Below are 20,607 nucleotides of genomic sequence, written 5' to 3' on the forward strand. Positions count from 1 at the left end.
AAATGTTAAAGCAGTTAGCGGCATGGCTTTTAATTTTCTCGGTGCTCACCGTTAACTACTCCCGGCTGTTCGTTTATGCCGGGTTCAAATTGAACCAAAGCTATATCACCGCCAAACTGTGCGAAAACCGAGATAAACCTTTACTGCATTGCAACGGTAAATGTTACCTGATGAAAAAGATAAAGCAAGCGGAGGACAAACAAAACAATGCCGAAAGCCAGGCGCAAAAAAACCTGTTCCAGGATGGTTATTTTGTCAACAATTTCTTTCACAACAGCACCTTATGGCGCGTGGGTATCGAAAGCCCGTTCCCGTCCGTAGGAAATTACGGTAAACCTCGAGGTACTTTTCACTCCATATTCCGCCCGCCCCAATTGAGTTGATCTTTAATTAAGTCTAACCATCAAGAAGGAGTCTTTTGGCACCTCCAATGGATAATTTATGCACGGATCGTTTCTTCCGGCCTAAAGAATAATTTTCAACGATCAGCAAACCGCGAGCGGTTTTACTCAATATATATTCCAATGAATACGCTAAAAAAAATGGCGTTGCTTATGATAGTCACCGTTTTAGCGGTGCAATGGGCAAACGCACAATGCATTTATAAAGGCCATATCGCCGATAATACCACCAAACAGCCACTGGAATGCGCCTGTATTCGCGCCAATGGCAAATTGTGCTGCACCAGTAAAACAGGGGACTTTCAGCTTTCGCTTCCATCTGACACGGCCACTTTGACAATTACTTATATTGGTTACACGACAAAAGTTTTTCCGGCGCACAGTTCAGCTATTCCGGTTAGCATTGTAATGGATAACGGGCAGGTTGACCTGAAAGAGGTGGTGATCGCCCCTTCACTGATGTGCAGTCCTTTTCATACCCTGAGTACTTTAGATCTGCGGCTGCGCCCGGTTAATTCTTCACAGGACCTGATGCGTCTGGTTCCCGGCTTGTTCATCGCCCAGCATATGGGCGGCGGCAAAGCGGAACAAATCTTTGTACGGGGCTTCGATGCGGATCATGGCACCGACCTGAACGTTTCGGTCGATGGTATGCCGGTCAATATGGTTTCCCACATTCACGGGCAGGGTTATGCCGACCTGCACTTTCTGATCCCTGAAACGGTAAAGAATTTTGACTTTGGCAAGGGTCCTTATTATTCCGCTTATGGCGATCTGGCAACGGCAGGCTATTTAAGTTATACCACCAAAGACGCGATTGAAAGGAGCATGATCAGCCTGGAGGGCGGGCAGTTGCATTCCTTCCGCATCGCGGCACTTGTCGATCTATTAGGGAAGCAAGCCACTCAAAGCGGAACAACAGCCTATATAGCCGGGGAATATAATTATACCGATGGCGCTTTTAAGCTGCCGGAACATTATAAACGCACCAATCTGTTCGGAAAGTACACTCAAAAAATAGGAGCAAACAATAAATTAACCTTAAGCGCTTCTACCTTCAGCACCAGTTGGATCGCTTCCGGGGAAATCCCTGAACGGGTAGTTGCGGCTAATACGGTTGCACTGGACGAACAGGGAAACGCGATCAGAATCCAGGCCGCTCCCGTAACCATCGACAGGTTTGCCGCCATCGACAGCGCCCAGGGAGGCCGCTCAACGAGGGTGAATGCCATTGCCCGCTTAACCACTGGTTTAAAAAACGACTGGTCCATGGAAAATCAGCTATACTACACCCATTACACATTTTCATTGCATGTGAACTCCACTTTTTTTGCGGCAGACAGTGTTAACGGCGACGAGCGACAGCAAGCGGAAACTCGGGATATGTTCGGTTATAACGGCAAACTCAGTAAACGCAAATACTGGGAGAATAACCTCCTGACTTCTATTATTGGATTGACCGGTCGCTTTGACCGCACCTATGGCACCGTTTATGACCACGTAACCAAACAATACCAATTCCTGGATAACATCACCCGGGGCGATATTCGACAAAATAACACGGCCATCTACCTGGATGAAACATTGGAAAGTGGTAAATGGCAGTTCAACGCTGGTGCACGGCTGGACTACTTTAAATTCAATTACCATGATTCCACTAAAAACAGTTTCGCGGTAAGTCCAAAACTGAATGTCCAGTATACAGCCAATAAACAAATTCAATTTTATCTGAAAGCGGGTAAAGGGTTTCATTCCAATAACGCTATCGCTGTCATCGCCAATAACGGGCTGGAAACTATCCCGTCAGCATATGGGTTGGACCTGGGGCTGAACTGGAAGCCAATGCCGCGCTTATTCATCAACGCAGCGGTGTGGTACCTGTATCTGTCTCAGGAATTTGTTTACACCGACGATGGTGACATTGCGCCAGGTGGTAAAACCAAACGTTCTGGCATTGATCTCTCGGCCCGCTACCAGCTGACCAAATGGCTTTTTGCCGATCTGAACGTCAATATGGCCCGTCCAAGATACGCCGACAGTACAAAAAGCACCGGCTACCTCGCGCTCGCGCCCACGTTGACCAGCACCGGGGGGCTGGATTTTAGATTAAATAACGGGATTAACGGCGGGTTGAGCTACCGCTATATGCGCAACCGCCCCGGAAATAACACGAATACACTAACCGCAGACGGCTACTTCGTAACTGACCTGAAGATCAACTACAGCAAAAAACACTACGAGTTCGGTTTAACTGTAGAAAATCTGCTGAACAAAAAATGGAACGAATATGCCGTTGAACAGGTGAGCCGCTTGAGAGGAGAAGCTGCACCGGTTGATCAGATGAGTTTTACACCAGGTACCCCCTTGTTCGCGAAAGTCAGGGTGGCTTTTTTCTTTTGACAATATATACTATCATTACCAACTGAATATTTAAACGAAAGTCCATGAACAAGCCCCAGAAAGGATGTAACCTCGAAAAATGTTTTTTGTGCAGTAATACCGTTCCAGAATGGCGCGAGACCATCAACCTCCATAAACAAAACCTGAAATTCAAAAAAGGCGAGGTGATATTTAGCGAAGGGCAACCGGTAACAGGCATTTATTTTGTTTATTCCGGCGCGGCAAAGGTGCATAAGAAATGGGGCGATGACAAAGAACTGATCATCAAGTTTGCCGCCGATGGGTCTATACTAGGGCACCGGGGACTGGGCAGCAAAATGGTTTACGGCGTTTCCGCTACTGCTGTAGAATCGCTGGTAGTTTGTTTTGTGGATATCAAGTTCTTCGAAGCTTCGCTGAAAACCAATAGCTACCTAAGTTATAAACTCATGGTACTTTTTGCAGAAGAACTGGATGTTTCCGAACGGAAAATGCGTGACCTGGCACACATGCCTGTCAAAGGGCGCGTGGCGCAGGCCTTGCTATCATTAGAAGAACAGTTTGGCAAAGATGTGAATGGCTATATCAATTTGACACTTTCCCGGCATGACCTTGCTGCATTTTCCGCCTCTACCTATGAAACGGTGTTCCGGGTGATCATGGACCTTATAAAAGAAAATATCGTTATCGTGACTGGTAAGCAGATCAGGATCAATGACCGCCAAAAACTGGCGGGACTCACTACGGACGCCTGATGGCTCCTGGGCCGTTTGGCAAGTTGCTGTTAGTCGCTTTTTATCCCGGCGCTCATGAACAGCCGCTGCGCCAGAACCCCGATCAGCTTACGCTCTTTGGTTACCCTGGCTTCGTATATCTTCTCAGCTAGCTAATCAAAATGCGCCTAACCTTAAGGAGAATTCGAACCTTGAGAAAACAGCTAAAAAGCAACTTTCAGTTTCCTTTTTAGACCACATTGAATAAAAGTCTAAGGATTTGTCAGCAAAGTTCGAACTAAAAATGACGAGACTTAACGATTTGGCTCACAGATTTTTATTGGCATAAAAAAGGAAACACCAATGATATAGTGTTTCCTTAAGTAGCGGGGAGCAGGATCGAACTGCCGTTCGTTGGCTAACGAATATGAGTCCTAGGCCTTAATAAATTTTATTGTTAATAATGGCAATATACAAGAAAAGCCCCTTTTTAAAGGGGCTTTCTGTCAAGTGTAGCGGGGAGCAGGATCGAACTGCCGACCTTAGGGTTATGAATCCTACGCTCTAACCATCTGAGCTACCCCGCCGTTTTTATTGAACTTTGCTTGCCAAAGTTTGTCTGCCGTCTTATTTCTGCTTAAGTCGCCTTAAGCTTCGTGGCATCCTTTTTAATTCAAAGCTCTGTTTTTATGGTTGTTAAACCGAGCGACAACGTTTATAAAACAATTGTCTTCCTTAAAAAGGTTTGCAAATATAGCAGAAATTCGTTTTCTTTAGAAAAAATGTTAACATTTACTGCTTAACCCGTTTTCAAGTATAAACTTAGATGTCCGAAAAAAAGAAATTTACTATAGAATATGAGATAAAATCATCTCCAAGAATACTGTTCACCTTCTTGAATGAGCCTAACGGGTTAGCACAATGGTTTGCCGATGATGTTAATGTACGCGACCAGGTTTATACGTTTACCTGGGATGATGAGCCTCAAAAGGCCAAGCTTATCACCGTGAAAGAAAATAAACTGGTAAGGTTTAAATGGGTTGATGATGAGCCACAATGCTATTTTGAGATGGAGATTTTGCAGGATGAGCTTACCAATGATGTTGCATTAGGTATTACTGATTTTGCTACCGAAGAGCTGATTCCCGAACGCAAACTTATTTGGGATAACCAGATTGATTACCTCATAAGTGTATTAGGCGCCTAAGGCAAACTTAATTTTAGCTAATTTTGTATTGTGAAACGTTAATTTTGCGTTAATGAAAATTAACCTGCAATAATGTGCGGTTTTAATCCTGTAAAATACAAATTGCCCCGATGAAGAAGATCCATCTTTTACTGCTTAAATCATTTATAAGGCCTTTTGCAGTTACGCTTTTCATTGTGATGTTTGTGTTGCTGATGCTGTTTTTGTTTAAATACATTGACGATTTGATAGGCAAAGGCTTTGCCTGGTACACCATCCTCGAGCTGATGATGTATAACTCGGCAACCAATGTGGCTATGGCTTTGCCCTTATCAGTATTGCTATCAACCATTATGACCTATGGCGCGCTTGGCGAAAATTATGAACTGGTAGCCATTAAAGCTGCAGGCATTTCATTAAGCAGGGCAATGTATCCTATGGTTGTTATTATATCCATATTAAGTGCTGCTGCCTTCTTTTTTTCTGACTATATGCTGCCGGTAGCAAACCTCAAATATTTTTCGTTGTTGTATGATGCCCGTCAACAAAAATCAGCCGATTTATTGCCAGAGGGGGTTTTTAGCGCGAGTTTTCCAGGCTATACTATCCGGGTAAAAAAGAAAGATCCTGATGGGCAGCGTTTGTATGATATCATGATATACAAAAAAAATGATGAGGAAAACAATACAGAAGTTACCCTGGCCCGCGAAGGAACTATGTTTCGTACCATGGGCGATAAATACCTTGTTTTAAAATTAAAGGATGGTGTAAACTACGTGGAATCAAAAAGCGATGGCGCCAACTATAACATGCGCCAGCGCTTAACCCGGTTTAGATTTACGGAGAGCGAACAAAAGTTTGATCTATCCGGCTTTAGACTTAAGCGTACCGATGAGAACGAGTTTAAATCGGCCTCGCAAATGATGAACCTCAGTCAGCTAAGAAAGTATATTGATTCAAGCCAGCATGCGGTAACTGCGGCAGTTGTTATGAACTATAAGCTAATTACTCCCTATATCAAATATTTTAGCATGCCTTCAAAGTCTGCTAAAAAAATAAAATATATTCCTGCAGATAAGGATCTGTTGAAAGGGATGACCATAAGCAACCAGGTAATGACACTTTCAAGCGCCGCATCCGAGGTGCGTTCCATAAAGGATGTGCTAAAAAACCGTACCGATAAATATAATTTTGATTCCATGACCATTCGCAGGTATGCGTCTGAAGTGCAAAAGAAATTTACACTGTCGGCTGCGTGTATCGCCCTGTTTTTAATAGGTGCGCCGCTTGGCGCAATTATCCGCAAAGGGGGCCTGGGTTTACCCGTTGTAATTTCGGTAGTGTTTTTCCTGATCTATTATATCATATCAACCATAGGCGAAAAATCTGTTAGGGCCGGTAACGTTTCTACATTTTTTGGCATGTGGATAGCCATCATCGTGTTAACGCCCATAGGATTGTTCCTGTCATACAAGGCAGCTACTGATTCGGCATTATTTGATATGGACGTTTATAAAAGGCTTTTCAATAGATTATTTAAACGTAAAACGGCTTAAATAGCTGGAAGAATAAAGGGTAAAAGATGAGAAAGCCTGCTTTTGCACTTTTCATCGTTCATCTTTGTTGTTTTTTCCTCTTGATTATGGGAAAACACATTGGGGATGATTTTACACAACACCGACCAGAATCATTTTAATAAACTTTAAATTTGTTTAAACTTTAAATATACCATGGCACCCTTTTAAGCTTGCCGTACGTAATACATATACAATGTTAAATACAATACAAGAAGCTATCGAAGATATAAGGTCAGGTAAAATGATCATTGTAGTTGATGATGAGGATCGCGAAAATGAAGGTGATTTTTTAACAGCAGCACGTAATGCAACTCCCGAAGCTATAAATTTTATGGTACGCTATGGCCGAGGCCTGGTATGCGCACCTATTACTAAAGATCGTGCACGTGAGCTTGATCTTGAACCTATGGTGAGTCATAATACCACCTCGCATGAAACCAACTTCACCGTATCTGTTGATTTGCTTGGCCACGGCTGCACAACAGGTATTTCGGCTACAGACCGTTCAAAAACCACTTTAGCTTTAATTGATCCCTTAACCAAACCAGAGGACCTGGGAAGGCCGGGACATATTTTTCCGCTGATTGCCCAGGATGGTGGCGTTTTGCGCAGAACCGGGCATACCGAAGCTGCAATTGACCTGGCTGTTTTGGCCGGGTTTGAACCAGCCGGCGTGATTTGTGAAATTATGAAGGAGGATGGCGATATGGCCCGTTTGCCAGATCTGCTGGTGATGGCAAAAGAATTTAACCTCAAAATTGTTTCTATAAAAGATCTTATTGCCTACCGCTTAAGTGCAGAAACACTGGTGAAAAAAGAAGTATCGGTACAAATGCCAACCGAGTGGGGTGATTTTGAAATGATAGCCTACACACAGCTTGATACCGGCGAAAATCACCTTGCCCTTGTAAAGGGCACATGGGAACCCGGTGAGCCTGTTTTAACACGCGTGCATAGCTCATGTGTTACCGGCGATATTTTTGGCTCTTGCCGCTGCGATTGTGGTCCTCAGTTGCACAAAGCAATGGAGATGATAAGCAAAGAGGGCAAGGGCGTGGTTATTTATATGAACCAGGAAGGACGTGGTATTGGTCTTATCAATAAATTGAAAGCATACCACCTGCAGGAAAATGGTTATGATACTGTTGAAGCCAATATAAAACTTGGTTTTAAAATGGATCAGCGCGATTATGGGATCGGCGCGCAGATATTGCGGAGCCTTGGCATTTCAAAAATGCGCCTAATGAGCAACAACCCTAAAAAACGGGCCGGTTTAATTGGCTACGGATTAGAAATAGTTGAGAATGTGCCTATCGAGATTGCCTCAAATCCTCATAATGAATTATACCTGCGCACCAAACGCGATAAAATGGATCACGCCATTATGCGCGATCATTAATTAGATGTGCAGATTTTAAATTTCAGATGTGCAGATTGATTGAAGATGTGCAGATTGATTGAACAATTTATAAATAAAAAATGGAGGCCGATAAACATCAACCTCCATTTTTTATTTTATCTGCACATCTGAAATCTGCACATCTGCACATCCTTCATCAACTTGCACATCTAAAATCAATCATCCTCATCCGGCTTTGTAACTATGGGAGTTGAGTTATTTACCGGTGCAGGGGTTACAGGTGCCTGGTTGCGTTTACCGCTTCTGAAAAGGTTACGGATAAACTCGCCAAATGTGTCAAAATCCCGTTGGTATACCAAACCAATACCGCTCACATATTCGGGCTGCAGGGTTGTGGTGATGCTATTTAAGGTAGTACTATTTAATACCCTGTAGGAGTACCTTGCGGTAAGGTTGCCATCTTTCCTGATCTGGTATAGCGTTTCAAAATCCTTTGTAAGTTTGGAGTTGAACAGGGTAGTGTTATTGTTGTTGAATATGTCGTTTGATCCTGTATTGGTGTACAAACTCCCGCTAAATGATAGCCTGTTATTAAAAAATCTAAACGAGGCATTGGCTTCATTGATCGACCTGATGTTTAAATCGAAATTCTTTACGTTTGATTGTGCTATCAGGCTGTTTAGCTTGTTAAATGCAAACTCACTTACCGCCTCGCTGGCTGTGCTAAAAACCTGGTTGGTTAAGCTGCCGTTATTACCCGAGTTAAAGCTGCGGCGTACAATAATACTAATGGCCTGCTGGCTCCTGTTATTGGCATCGGCAAGGTAAGTGGCCACATCATCCTTAATTGATGGATCGGTAGGGAAGTTAAAGTCAAAATCAATAGTAGGTTGTAATAAAGATTTTGTCAAAATCAACTCGGCCTGTACAAGTACCTGGTTGGTATTTGCCGATTGCAGACCAGCTGCCGTATAAAGTGGGGCCCGGCTTGTACGTACCTCATATAAGGCCTTCAGGTTTATCTCGGCGTTTGATGGGTTACCCGTCCACCGTATGGTACCACCCTGGCTCACGGTGAAGTTTTTACTGATAAAGTTTTTTGCAGTAAACTCAAACTTACCCGTGGTTATCAAAAAGTCGCCGTACATTTCAAAGTCGCCAAGGCTGTTAATGTTCAGCTTTAGGTTGTGGGCCACGCCGCTGCCTTCCAGCTGTCCGTAATCGGTAGCTATCTTAACAACTGTTTTTTCATCAACAGTTAAATCAAAATTAAGGGTAACGCCGTTAAAGGCACGCTCTTTAGCAACAACCTTCGCGGTATCGCTATGGCTCACAAATTTTATAAAATCAAAATCACTTGTTGTTGATGATGTATTAAGCGGGATGTTGAAAACCGTGCCTGCTTCGGTACTGGCGGTAATATCTATTTTCATATTATCCACCGGCCCCCTGAAACTAAATTTACCGGTGCCGTAAGCCGTACCGTAATAAAGGTGATTATCTTTAAAAGTAGTGCTCAGCGCCATCAGATTTTTAGCAATAAGTTCAACTTCAATATCGGGGTTTGATATATTGTTTAAATCAACAGTTCCGTTAGCTGTACCTGTACCGCCGCGCCTATCCTTTAATACCATGTTATCAATTTTAATAACACTGTTTTCAACGTTTAATTTTGTATTTACGGTGTAGGCGGTTTTTAAATAGTTAACCTTAACCCCGGTGTTTATTAAAGTTACATCGCCATTTAGTTGTGGTTTTAAGGGGCTTCCGGTAAGTTTTAAATTGGTAGATACGTTTCCTTTGATATCTGAAACCAGGTCTTTGATAAAAGGCTCAAAAATAATGGCTTCTGTTTGGTTCATTTTTACATCAAAATCAAGGTTATCTTCCGTGTCCTTCCCAAAGGCGTAAATTCCGCTCAGGTTCATGGTTTCAAGTCCGCGATTTACGATATTAAGTTTCATATCCGCCTGTTTGCGGTCATTACCCAGCGTTGATACTAGTTTTACATCACCAATGAGGGTTTTGTTCATGGTAAGCGAATCGATAGTTAAATGCGCGTCAACCCCCGGCGACTTGGTGATGCCGGTAAGTTTAACGTCCCCATTAAGCGCGCCTTTTAAAAATATCCCCGATGTTTTGGTAAGCTGGTTAAGCGTACGCATGTTGAATTTCTCAAACGATAGCTTAAGTTCATCCGCTGGGTTATCTGATATAAACCCGTTTATACGTACCTTTTGTGTGCCATTTGATAGCTCGAAACCCGATACCTGTGTTTTGCCATCAAGGATGCGAATGCTTACCTGTTCCTGTATCTTCCATTTTTCTTTCTCCAGTATCACATCTGATGGCAGCAGTTTGAGTTTGGCGGTGGCATCGCGGCCAAATTCAACAAGGCCGTAAAGATCCAGCTGATTTACCGCGTTTTTATCAGATAGCTTAATGTTAAAGTTGAGGCTATCATTTTTAAGGAAGTTGGTAATGTTGATGTCTTTTATAAACAGGCTGTCTGTAAGATCAATCCGGCTTAAGGAAAGGTTGAGGCCAAGCAAATTATCTGATGTGCTTTCGTCAATAATAAAATCGTGGAAAATTGTTTTACCGTATTTTATGGTTTTAATATAGCCCGATAGCGTAGCCGTTTTGTTCCTTGAATCAAATTTGCCGGTAATTGTTCCCCTGTCTGGTATTTTTAAATCGGGTACAAAAATTGCCGTAAGCGGATCGAGGTTTTTAATGGTAAGGTTAAAATCAAATTGCTCGGGCTTTGGGGGTACAATAGTGGTTTTTAAAGATGGGATATATTTTTTAACGATGGTTTTAAAGTACGATGGCAGTGTGGCCAGATCAAAGCTGCCTTTAATATTGGCATCTGCAAAATCAGAATTCAGGGCTATTTCTCTCGATTCGCCCATCCCATTTGCAGAAATATACAGCGAATCAACCAGGTAGTTATTGCGTGGGTCAATCACCCTAACCGGCGATAACAGGATATTGCCCTGTAAGTTTTTAAGATCATTACCAGAGAAAGCTGTTTTTAACTGTGCGCTTATGGTAATGGTATCCTTTATGAGCTTTAATGCATTTAATTTGGCGTCCTTAATGGTTGCCGTAAGATCATAGGATGGCAGTTCGGGGTTTAAATTAACTTTTCCATTCAAATCAAGCTTTACGTTTTTATCATTAATGGTGATATGCCCGTTAGCCTGTTTTTTTATAAAAGAGCCTTTGATAGTTAGGTTATTATAGGTGTAGTTATTAAAGTCTATGTATTTGATTCGGGCATCTCCTTGTTCGCTCAGTGTTTTGATGTCGTTTCCACTGCCTTTTATATTTGATGTAAAAGTGGTGCGGCCCAGAGAACTCTCGTCAAGCAGCGTTCCAAGATCAAAGTTGAAGGCATCCAGTTTGCCGCTATAGCTGGGGTTGCCTTTTTTGTCTATCTTTAAATTGATGTCTGAATCGAAGCGGCCAAGTTTGGTTTTAAAAATACCATATGCTACAAAATCATTTTGTAAACCTGTGAACCTGCCGGTGAAATTGATATTGCCGAATTTGTTTACAATATCAGGAACTTTAAGATTTGGCTGACCTGAAAAATGACTGATGAGATAGTCAATGTCTTTTTTATTGGAAGCGATCTGGTCGAACTTTAGTTCAAGAACGGTGTTGTTCCAATCCGGCAAACCTCTTAAATTAAAATCACCCTTTATAAACGTAGCCTGGCCGGCGGTGATGGTGACACCTTTGGATTTTAGATTGCTTACCGGCCCCCGGGCGCGCCCTTCTAAGCCAAGATCAAAGCTTACCTTTTCAAGTCCACTTGTAAAGTAAGCTATATCTGCCGATGATACACGTGATGATTTAAAATCGGCATCCATGTAAACCTTACTTGTAAATTCATTAAAATCGTTAAATGATTTAAACCGCATCCTGAAATAATCTTTCAGATCAGAGTGGCCTGTTTTAATATGAAGGTTTTGCGCCAGGATCTGGTTGGTATCAATAGTGAGATTGGAGCGTAGGTTTTTAACATAGAAACCACTTTTTTCCTGCAGCGTTAATTTTTGCACATTGGCTTTAAACAGGTGGTTTTTAAGATCCATCCCTAATAATACCGTGCTGAAGTGCTTAACATCGATGTCTTCAAAATTAACCTGTGGCATTACTGTATCAACCAGCTGATTTTTATACCTGAAATGAAAGTTGTTAATAACAATCTTATCAAAATTAAGCGTCCAGGGTTTACTGATAGTTTTGGCGGTATCGCTTTTGGCAGTACCGCCCGAGTTGAAGTAATCAATAATAAATTTAAGGTTGGTGGTGCTATCTTTTTGTTTTTTGAGGTAAAAGGAGCCGTTGTCCAGCTCAATATTTTCAAAATTGATAACACGCTTTTTTATGCTGTTAAACAGCGAGAAACCGTTGATATCTACAGCAAGCTTAGGTGTGTTTAACAGGGTGTCCTTTTTTTTATCAAGGATATATAATCCCTCAATAACAACGGAGCTAAAAGGCCTTATGTACAGGGTTTTTATAGATACGGTGGTTTTCAATTCATCCGACAAATATTTGGCCGCTTTTTTAGCGGCCCAGGTTTGCACGGGTTTATATTGAAAAGCCAATAAAAGTATGCTCAGTGTCAATAATATCAACAACACCAGCCCGAGTACTATTTTGAGTGCTTTTTTAATAACTTTGTGTTTTTTAATTAGTGAATTGCTGAATTGTTGATTTAGAGAGCTTTTCCCTTCATTTACAATCTAACTGAATGATAGTTTGGGAAATATTCATAAATCGCTATTTAGCTAATTCAATAAATCAATAATTCATAATCGTGCCTGTAATATTAGGAATTGAATCTTCATGTGATGATACCTCGGCCTCTGTTTGCGTTGATGGTGTAATATTGAGCAATGTTATTGCCAATCAAAGCATTCACGAAGCATATGGGGGCGTTGTTCCTGAGCTAGCCTCAAGAGTTCATCAGCAAAACATTGTTCCGGCCGTTCAACAAGCATTATTGAACGCAAAAGTAAACAAAAATGATATTGATGCAGTAGCTTTTACGCGCGGTCCGGGACTTTTAGGCTCACTTTTAGTTGGAGTATCGTTCGCAAAGGGATTTGCGCTGGCTCAAAAGGCTCCGCTTATTGAAATAAACCACATGCAAGCCCACATATTGGCGCATTTTATTGGTGATCATAAACCAATATTCCCGTTTTTGTGCCTTACGGTATCTGGCGGGCACACGCAAATAGTGTTGGTGAAAGATTATTTTGATATGGAGATCATTGGCCAGACTTTAGATGACGCTGCCGGCGAGGCCATGGATAAGACCAGTAAGATTTTAGGCTTGCCATATCCGGGTGGGCCGTTGATTGATAAATACGCACGCCAGGGTAATCCTGATGCGTATAAATTTCCGGAGCCACAGATCCCCGGGTTTAACTTTAGTTTTAGCGGCTTAAAAACATCTATACTATATTTCATAAGAGATAATGTGGCAAAGAACCCTGATTTTATAAGTCAAAACCTGCCGGATATTTGCGCCTCTGTTGAAAAACGGATAGTTACCATATTACTGAATAAGCTACAGAAAGCTGCAAATGAATATGGTATAAAGCAGTTAGCTTTGGCTGGAGGAGTATCGGCAAATACTGGTTTAAGATTAGGTTTAGCAGATCTTTGTGAAAAAAATGGTTGGGAAAGTTTTATTCCAAAAATGGAGTATTGTACTGATAATGCGGCCATGATTGCCATTGCAGGTTACTATAAATATTTAAAAGGAGAATTTGTAGGGCAGGAAATTGCACCTATGGCGAGGATGATATTTTAATTAGTGAATGACTGAAGGAGTGAATTAGTGATTTGAAAAGAATGATCTGTCATTAACTTTGCAACTCTAAAATCACTCATTCAATATCAATAATTAATGCAATCACTAATTCGCTAATTCAATAAATCACTAATTGATATGAACATTCCATCATTAATATTCTGGGCGGTATTTGTACTGCCACTGGTTGTATTTTTAGTTTGGCTGATGCGCCAGGATAAGAAAAAAGGAGTTACCGGGCTTATTGTATTAGCTATTACCGTTATTGGAGGTATAGTTTACATGTACATAAAAACAGGCGGGAAGTAGGTTGGTTGGCTGATTGGGCTAATAAAAATCGTACCTGAGATTTTATTGAAAAATCGGGTTAAAACAAAAAAAACACCCGTCATTGCTTCGTGCCTACCTATGACGCTTATGTCTCGAGGTGGGTAGGCCTGTCAGTCTGAGCCTGTCGAAGACTAGCGCGGAGAGGCCTCTGCCCGCTATCCTTCGACAGGCTCAGGATGACAGCCATTTTTGTTACATCAATTTCTCCTTCAGAGGCCGCCTGATTTTAAAACTCGACGCGTTTCATTAAATCATAGGAACCTCTCCTCCAGATTTTAGTGCTGGCAATCACGCGTTTCACTACGCCATAGCCACTTCTTCGGTTAAACCTTTATGAAAAACCTGCGCATAGCCGGCTATCATTTCGGCGGCATCAAGGCCATTAATTATTTTACGGGCATTTACCCAGTCGGTAACTTTATCATTAAAATATTTACCCAAACCGGCGCCAGTGAAAAAGCCACCGCTCATTCCTTTCACCAGGATGGCTGCGGCAATTTCGGGCTGCAAGGCCATTTCGGGGTTGTTGAGCAAATCAACGTGCAGCAAGCGGCCCATGCTTTCATAATTCTCATACCAGGTTAACTGTACATAACCCCGGCCATAGTATAATTTATCCGGGGAACTGTAGGCAACGCGATGACCAGGGCCACTTCCCATTTTAAACTTTTGACCATAAGGGTGCCCGGCTCCTTTACCAAATTCGGCAATGGGTTCCATTGTTTTGGCACATTCATGAAAAACAGTAGCCAGCATGTAGGCTGCTTTGCGTTCATCAGTGATACCGGCTTCTGCGATAGCTTTTAAAATGTTTTCGATGCCATCAATCTGGCTTTGTGAAATATGACCGCCAAACATGGGGCGGACATCGTCATAAAATTCTTTTGTACCTGGCATGATCTTATAGATTAGTGGTTAACAATAAAAGAAAAATATGCAAGCTAAAGGCTTGTTTAAAAGGAAGATAGATTAGTTTATAGGCTTTGTGTATCAAAAGTAAATATTCCTGATTGGAATATCAAAATAAAATTTAAGCTGAAATTATTTTTAATGTGGAGTGCGTAGAGGGTGTCTCCGGCGTGCAAATTCAAACTGGAATGTACGCTGTATATAGTTAGAGGCGCATATTTTGCGCCTCTAACAAAGGGAAATTCTATAATTTGGAAAGTCTGCTTAATCTGGTTCAGAAAAAAAAGCAGCGGTTTTATTTTCCGAATCGTTCTTTTAAATAATGCCCGGTATGTGATTTTTTTTCTTTGATCAATGCCTCGGGTACGCCTTCAAAAACAACTTTACCGCCACGGTCGCCACCTTCTGGGCCGATGTCAATAACCCAGTCGGCACATTTTATTACATCCATATTGTGTTCAATTACAATAATGGTGTTGCCATGATCCAGCAGTGCATCAAAAGATTTAAGCAGTTTTTTGATATCGGCAAAGTGTAAGCCCGTAGTCGGCTCATCAAAAATGAAAAGTGTTTTATGGGTGTTGTTCCCTTTTACCAGGAAAGATGCCAGTTTAATACGCTGTGCCTCGCCGCCTGATAATGTATTTGATGATTGACCTAATTGCACATAACCCAAGCCAACATCAACCAAAGGTTTTATTTTGGCAATGATCTTAGGCTCTTTGGCGAAGAAAAGGAGTGCTTCATCAATGGTCATATGCAACACTTCGGCAACGTTTTTTTCGTTGTAGGTGATATCGAGGATATGCTGCTTAAAGCGGTTGCCGCCGCAGGTTTCGCAGGTTAAAAAGATATCGGCCATAAACTGCATCTCTATCTTCACCTCGCCCTCGCCCTGGCAAACATCACAGCGGCCACCCTCTACGTTAAACGAGAATGCTGATGGCTTTAAGCCTGCTGCTTTGGCTACTGGTTGAGAGGCATACAAGTTACGGATCTCATCCCAGGCTTTTACATAAGTAACCGGGTTTGAGCGCGATGAACGGCCGATAGGGTTTTGATCCACCATTTCTACCTGTTCAATTTTAGCATAATCGCCATCAATGCTGTCGTATGATCCGGTTTGCTCGCCAGAGTAATTGCCCAGCGTTTTTTGGAGTGCGGGTGCTAAAATACGTTTAACCAGGCTGGTTTTGCCCGAGCCAGATACACCCGTAACCACCGTAAGCACGCCTAACGGAAATTTAGCGTTAACGTGTTGCAGGTTGTTTTCGCGGGCGCCTTTTATCTCAATAAAATCATTCCATTTTCGGCGAGTGGCGGGTATAGCAATTTCTTCTTTGCCACTCAAATATCTGCCGGTTAAACTATTATCGTCCTTTATAATTTCGTCATAGGTGCCGGTAAATATCAGCTCGCCTCCATGAGTACCTGCTTCCGGGCCAATGTCAATAATATGGTCTGCGGCTTTCATGATCTCTTCCTCGTGCTCAACTACCAAAACGGTATTGCCTACATCACGAAGGGATTTAAGTACCCCTATCAACCGCTGGGTATCGCGCGGGTGTAAACCAATGCTTGGCTCATCTAATACATATATGGAGCCTACCAGGCTGCTACCTAAGGACGTAGCCAGGTTAATGCGCTGTGATTCGCCGCCCGATAGGGTGTTTGATAACCGGTTAAGTGTTAAATAGCCTAAGCCTACATCATTCAGGAACACCAGGCGGTTGGTGATCTCCATGAGCAAACGCTTGCCAATTTTTAAATCTGTTTCGGTTAGCTTTAAACCCTGGAAAAACTCCAGTGCTTTATCCAAAGGCATCAATACCACATCGGTAATGGAGCGTTCGCTGATCTTTACGTATGATGCATCCTGGCGTAAACGGCTGCCCTTACACTCGGGGCAGTTGGTTTTACCCCTGTATCGCGATAGCAAAACACGGTATTGAATTTTATAGGTTTGCGCCTCCATCTCCTTGAAGAACTCATCAAGTCCACGGAAAAACTTGTTACCTGTCCACAACAACCTTTGCTCTTTGGCGGTAAGCTGGTTATACTGCCGATGGATCGGGAAATCAAATTTTAGCGCATGTTTTACTAAATTATCGTTCCACTCGCGCATTTTTTCGCCGCGCCATGGTGCAATGGCACCTTCATAAACAGATTTGCTTTTATCCGGAATAACCAGGTCTTCATCAATGCCAATAACCTTGCCATAGCCTTCGCATTTTTTGCAGGCGCCATAAGGGTTATTAAAGCTGAAGAAATTAGGGCTCGGCTCTTCGAATTTTATGCCATCCAATTCAAAGCGGTCGCAAAAAAAGCGTTCCGTTTCCTGGTCAGCATCCGGCTCCTGGTAACGCACGTAGCAATCGCCTTTCCCCTCAAAAAAGGTGGTCTGTATAGAATCGCCAAGGCGGCTTACAGTTTCATCTTCTTCGTTTTTATGTATGCGGTCGACAACAATTCTTACTGCCGAGTAGGAGGTAAGTGACGACTGGTGCGTGGTAAGGTTAGTTTCGGTATCTGCTTCAACTTCCTTTTTTTTGCTTTTAGTTTTCAGCTTTAAGGTTTCGCCTTTCGCCTCCTCAATAAGCCATGAGCCATCATCAACAATGCTGGCATCCTCTAATAACGCTTCTATTTTTGATAGTTTGCCCTGGTACTCTACCCGCACAAAACCTTTTTGCATTAACACGGCAAGCTCTTCTTTTAAGCTGCGGTTATTATGCGGATATAATGGCGCTAATAAAGTTACCTGGGTTTCATTTGGCAGCGATAGTATAAAATTCACCACATCGGTCACCGAATCCTTTTTTACCGGGAGGCCCGATACAGGCGAAATGGTTTTGCCAATGCGTGAGAAAAGTAACTTCAGGTAATCGTAAATCTCGGTTGAGGTACCCACTGTTGAACGCGGGTTTGAGGTGATTACCTTTTGCTCTATAGCGATAGCGGGCGCAATGCCCTTAATATAATCTACATCAGGCTTGTTCATACGACCCAAAAACTGGCGTGCGTATGATGACAGGCTCTCTACATAACGGCGCTGACCTTCGGCATAAAGTGTATCAAATGCGAGAGATGACTTACCCGAACCCGACATGCCCGTAACCACAACCAGCTTGTTTTTGGGGATAGCCACATCCATGTTTTTAAGGTTATGAACACGTGCCCCTTTTATAATGATATGTTTCGACGGATCTTTTTCTGCTTCTTTACTCATTCTTCGAATTAGTTCATGGTTCATAGTTCATGGATCATAGGGATTAGTTAAACAGGAGAAAATGGCAAAAATTTTGCCATAAACTATGATCTGTTAACTATGAACTTTTTGCGAGTGCAAAAATCCTAAAATATTTAGCAGTATCCAAATTGGTTTTACTTTGTTTGGTTGTTTATATTGAATTAGGTATCGACTTTACAGTTTACTGACTTTTAATTGTTTACGATAAATTTTTAGATGTATATATTGTGAGGATTATTTGAATCGCAATTAAACCTTTTTTACAAAGAATCGTCGAACAGGTAAGCGTCAAAATATTTTATGCCCCGATGCTTATTTACAGCAATTAACCTGATAGACAGAAGTAAATAAAAAATATAATTTGCTTTTTAAGATAGAAATTGTTTTATTTGAGGTAACAATTTCTTAACCCCTAAGGAGCATACTATAGAAGATACTTTACTTGTAAGAAGATTTTAACTAAAATTAAGTTTAAAGTAGTACGTTCTATGGATTTTCAATTGAAGAGTGATCAGGATCTAATCCATCAATATATTGCCGGTGATGAAGCAGGATTGGTAGAATTGATAAGACGATATCAGTCAAAAATATACACCTCTATTTATCTTTTGGTAAAAGACGAATACCTTGCCGAGGATATTTTTCAGGATGCTTTTATAAAAGTAATAAATACCCTTAAAGCCGGTAAGTATAACGAAGAAGGTAAATTTTTACCTTGGGTAACGCGTATTGCGCATAATTTGGTCATTGACCATTTTCGACGCGAAAAACGTGCTCCAATGGTAAGTAATGGCGACGACTTTGATATTTTTGAAGTGTTGGGTAATTACGATGAAAGTACCGAGGATAAGATGGTTAGAGACCAAACCTATAAGGACCTTAAATCGTTGATACAGCTGTTACCTTCCGAACAAAAGGAAGTATTGATTATGCGCCACTTTGGCGATATGAGTTTCAAGGAAATAGCCGATATAACTGAGGTGAGCATTAATACCGCTCTTGGCCGTATGCGCTATGCACTCAATAACCTGCGTAAGATGATGCAGGGCAAGGAAATGAGTTTAAAAAATTAATATTAAGTTTAGGTATTTTTATATGTAGATCCGGTTGCTGATTAATTATCAGTTAATCGGATTTTCTGTGTTAATGCCGGTATCAAGCAAAAAATCAAATACTTAGTAACTAATAAGTAAATGGCAGAATAAAAAAATTTCATTTAATTTTCATTTAACAAAATATTATCTTTAAGCCACCGTTATAAATCGTATAAAATTTATACTAAAAAAGCTTATGGATGAAACCTTTACAAAAACATTAAATGGAACTGCTAACCAAGCTCAGATGAACGATAACGTACATGAATATCTGGATGCGGATGATATGATTTTTTATAACTCTATCCGTGCCGATTTGGACCTTTTGAAAAAGAAGCCCAAAGTGCAAACTATACACCAGATTTTGGACTACTCGAAGAGTTTACGGTAAGCATTACTAACCTCACTGGTTCATAGATCACAATTGTTGATTAAGGTTACCCGATGTGAATCGAAATAACCAAAAGCCAATAAGTGATTTATGAACCTTTCTATTTAATAGTTCATTAGTTCACTGGTGAATAGTTCGATAAATTTTTATAGCTGATATTTTTACGGTTTTGCCAATTGCGATTTATTGAGCATAATTGCAATGTATTGGATATGCCGCATTATTATAAACTAATAAGCGGTTAGATTAATGAATTATGCAGCTACCAATGAACTAATGAATAAGCGAACCAATGAACTAACATGCTGAAAGCCGAACGTTACCGCCATTTTGTTGAATATTTTTCTAAAAGCCAACCTAACCCTGTTACCGAGCTTCATTATAATAACCCTTTCCAGTTGCTGGTGGCGGTCATTTTATCGGCACAATGCACAGATAAGCGAATTAACCAGGTTACGCCTGCGCTTTTTGAACGTTTCCCTACGCCGGACGATCTGGCAGCTTCTACACCCGAAGAAGTTTTTACTTATATCCGTAGTGTGAGCTATCCTAATAATAAAGCCAAACATTTGGTTGGTATGGGTAAAATGCTGGTTGAAGTTTTCAACGGCGAAGTGCCATCAGGAATAGAAAATTTACAAAAGATGCCGGGTGTTGGTCGAAAAACGGCAAACGTTATAGCTTCGGTAGTGTTTGATGAGCCTGCAATGGCTGTTGATACCCATGTTTTCAGGGTAAGCAACCGGATAGGTTTAACCAACAACGCTACCACCCCGTTGGCAGTAGAAAAGCAATTGATTCAACACATTCCTAAAGAATATATAGGCGTTGCTCATCACTGGCTGATATTGCATGGCCGTTATATATGCGTGTCCCGCAGCCCTAAGTGCGAGATATGCCCGCTAACCTGGTTTTGCCGGTATTATGAACGTAACAATACCGAGGCCGCATTATTACGCGCCGAAGCTGCCAAAATCAAAAAAGCGAAAGAAGCTAAAAAGAAAAAGGCTTTAAACGTGATCAGTAAAGAATTGAAGAAGCGTAGTGTGGATAAAGATATTTGATTGGTATTATTAGGTTGATTAATTTCAACATAAATAATAAACCCACCCGTCATTGCGAGGCACGAAGCAATCTCTACATAAGCAGATCGGACTTGCATGGCCTGTACTGTATAG

Annotated in this window: 14 protein-coding genes and 1 tRNA gene; 11 read left to right on the forward strand and 4 right to left on the reverse strand. The window is 41.5% G+C overall.

The window, feature by feature from the left end:
* The first annotated feature begins 2 nt into the window (after positions 1–2).
* From AC1DYB_RS14845 to AC1DYB_RS14855, 3 genes are all read left to right on the forward strand, one after another.
* The gene (locus AC1DYB_RS14845; RefSeq protein ID WP_477436066.1) at positions 3–383 is read left to right on the forward strand and encodes a hypothetical protein; all 381 of its coding nucleotides are present in this window, start codon (positions 3–5) and stop codon (positions 381–383) included.
* Between the two features lie 141 nt (positions 384–524).
* Positions 525–2,801 (forward strand): TonB-dependent receptor, encoded by a 2,277-nt coding sequence (locus tag AC1DYB_RS14850; protein ID WP_477436068.1) that lies wholly within the window; start codon positions 525–527, stop codon positions 2,799–2,801.
* A 44-nt stretch (positions 2,802–2,845) separates the two neighbouring features.
* On the forward strand, positions 2,846–3,535 hold the full coding sequence (locus AC1DYB_RS14855; protein ID WP_477436070.1) for a Crp/Fnr family transcriptional regulator: 690 nt from the start codon (positions 2,846–2,848) through the stop codon (positions 3,533–3,535).
* Positions 3,536–4,006: 471 nt separating this feature from the next.
* Here the strand turns inward: AC1DYB_RS14855 and AC1DYB_RS14860 are convergent.
* Positions 4,007–4,080, reverse strand: a tRNA-Met gene (locus AC1DYB_RS14860).
* A 239-nt stretch (positions 4,081–4,319) separates the two neighbouring features.
* On the opposite strand from AC1DYB_RS14860, the gene AC1DYB_RS14865 reads away from it, so the two are divergent.
* The 3 genes from AC1DYB_RS14865 (at position 4,320) to AC1DYB_RS14875 (ending at position 7,655) form a co-directional block, all read left to right on the forward strand.
* Entirely contained in the window at positions 4,320–4,700 is a 381-nt protein-coding gene (locus tag AC1DYB_RS14865; protein ID WP_295720991.1) for an START-like domain-containing protein, read from the forward strand.
* A 110-nt stretch (positions 4,701–4,810) separates the two neighbouring features.
* Positions 4,811–6,235, forward strand: a complete 1,425-nt coding sequence (locus tag AC1DYB_RS14870) for an LptF/LptG family permease (RefSeq protein WP_295720990.1) — start codon at positions 4,811–4,813, stop codon at positions 6,233–6,235.
* Between the two features lie 214 nt (positions 6,236–6,449).
* A complete protein-coding gene (locus AC1DYB_RS14875) occupies positions 6,450–7,655 on the forward strand; it encodes a bifunctional 3,4-dihydroxy-2-butanone-4-phosphate synthase/GTP cyclohydrolase II (RefSeq protein ID WP_295720989.1) in 1,206 nt (401 codons plus the stop codon).
* A gap of 176 nt (positions 7,656–7,831) precedes the next feature.
* On the opposite strand, the gene AC1DYB_RS14880 is transcribed toward AC1DYB_RS14875, so the two are convergent.
* On the reverse strand, positions 7,832–12,220 hold the full coding sequence (locus AC1DYB_RS14880) for a translocation/assembly module TamB domain-containing protein (protein WP_477436073.1): 4,389 nt from the start codon (positions 12,218–12,220) through the stop codon (positions 7,832–7,834).
* Between the two features lie 233 nt (positions 12,221–12,453).
* On the opposite strand from AC1DYB_RS14880, the gene tsaD reads away from it, so the two are divergent.
* Both tsaD and AC1DYB_RS14890 read left to right on the forward strand, forming a co-directional pair.
* A complete protein-coding gene (gene tsaD / locus AC1DYB_RS14885) occupies positions 12,454–13,455 on the forward strand; it encodes a tRNA (adenosine(37)-N6)-threonylcarbamoyltransferase complex transferase subunit TsaD (RefSeq protein ID WP_295720987.1) in 1,002 nt (333 codons plus the stop codon).
* Positions 13,456–13,593: 138 nt separating this feature from the next.
* Positions 13,594–13,764 carry a hypothetical protein gene (locus AC1DYB_RS14890; protein WP_295720986.1) on the forward strand — a complete coding sequence of 57 codons (171 nt, stop codon included), beginning with the start codon at positions 13,594–13,596 and terminating at the stop codon, positions 13,762–13,764.
* Positions 13,765–14,085: 321 nt separating this feature from the next.
* Here the strand turns inward: AC1DYB_RS14890 and AC1DYB_RS14895 are convergent, their stop codons facing one another.
* Together AC1DYB_RS14895 and uvrA are read right to left on the reverse strand one after the other, a co-directional pair.
* On the reverse strand, positions 14,086–14,682 hold the full coding sequence (locus AC1DYB_RS14895) for a glycoside hydrolase family 19 protein (RefSeq protein WP_295720985.1): 597 nt from the start codon (positions 14,680–14,682) through the stop codon (positions 14,086–14,088).
* 307 nt (positions 14,683–14,989) lie between these two features.
* Positions 14,990–17,923: an excinuclease ABC subunit UvrA gene (gene uvrA / locus AC1DYB_RS14900; RefSeq protein ID WP_295720984.1), complete on the reverse strand. Its 2,934-nt coding sequence runs from the start codon at positions 17,921–17,923 to the stop codon at positions 14,990–14,992.
* A 509-nt stretch (positions 17,924–18,432) separates the two neighbouring features.
* Here uvrA and AC1DYB_RS14905 point away from each other — a divergent pair.
* The 3 genes from AC1DYB_RS14905 (at position 18,433) to nth (ending at position 20,493) form a co-directional block, all read left to right on the forward strand.
* A complete protein-coding gene (locus AC1DYB_RS14905) occupies positions 18,433–19,017 on the forward strand; it encodes an RNA polymerase sigma factor (protein ID WP_295720983.1) in 585 nt (194 codons plus the stop codon).
* Between the two features lie 268 nt (positions 19,018–19,285).
* Positions 19,286–19,429 (forward strand): hypothetical protein, encoded by a 144-nt coding sequence (locus AC1DYB_RS14910; protein ID WP_295720982.1) that lies wholly within the window; start codon positions 19,286–19,288, stop codon positions 19,427–19,429.
* A 302-nt stretch (positions 19,430–19,731) separates the two neighbouring features.
* Positions 19,732–20,493, forward strand: a complete 762-nt coding sequence (nth, locus tag AC1DYB_RS14915) for an endonuclease III (RefSeq protein WP_477436076.1) — start codon at positions 19,732–19,734, stop codon at positions 20,491–20,493.
* Positions 20,494–20,607 lie beyond the last annotated feature (114 nt).

Source organism: Mucilaginibacter sp. P2_A4, from assembly GCF_056405015.1.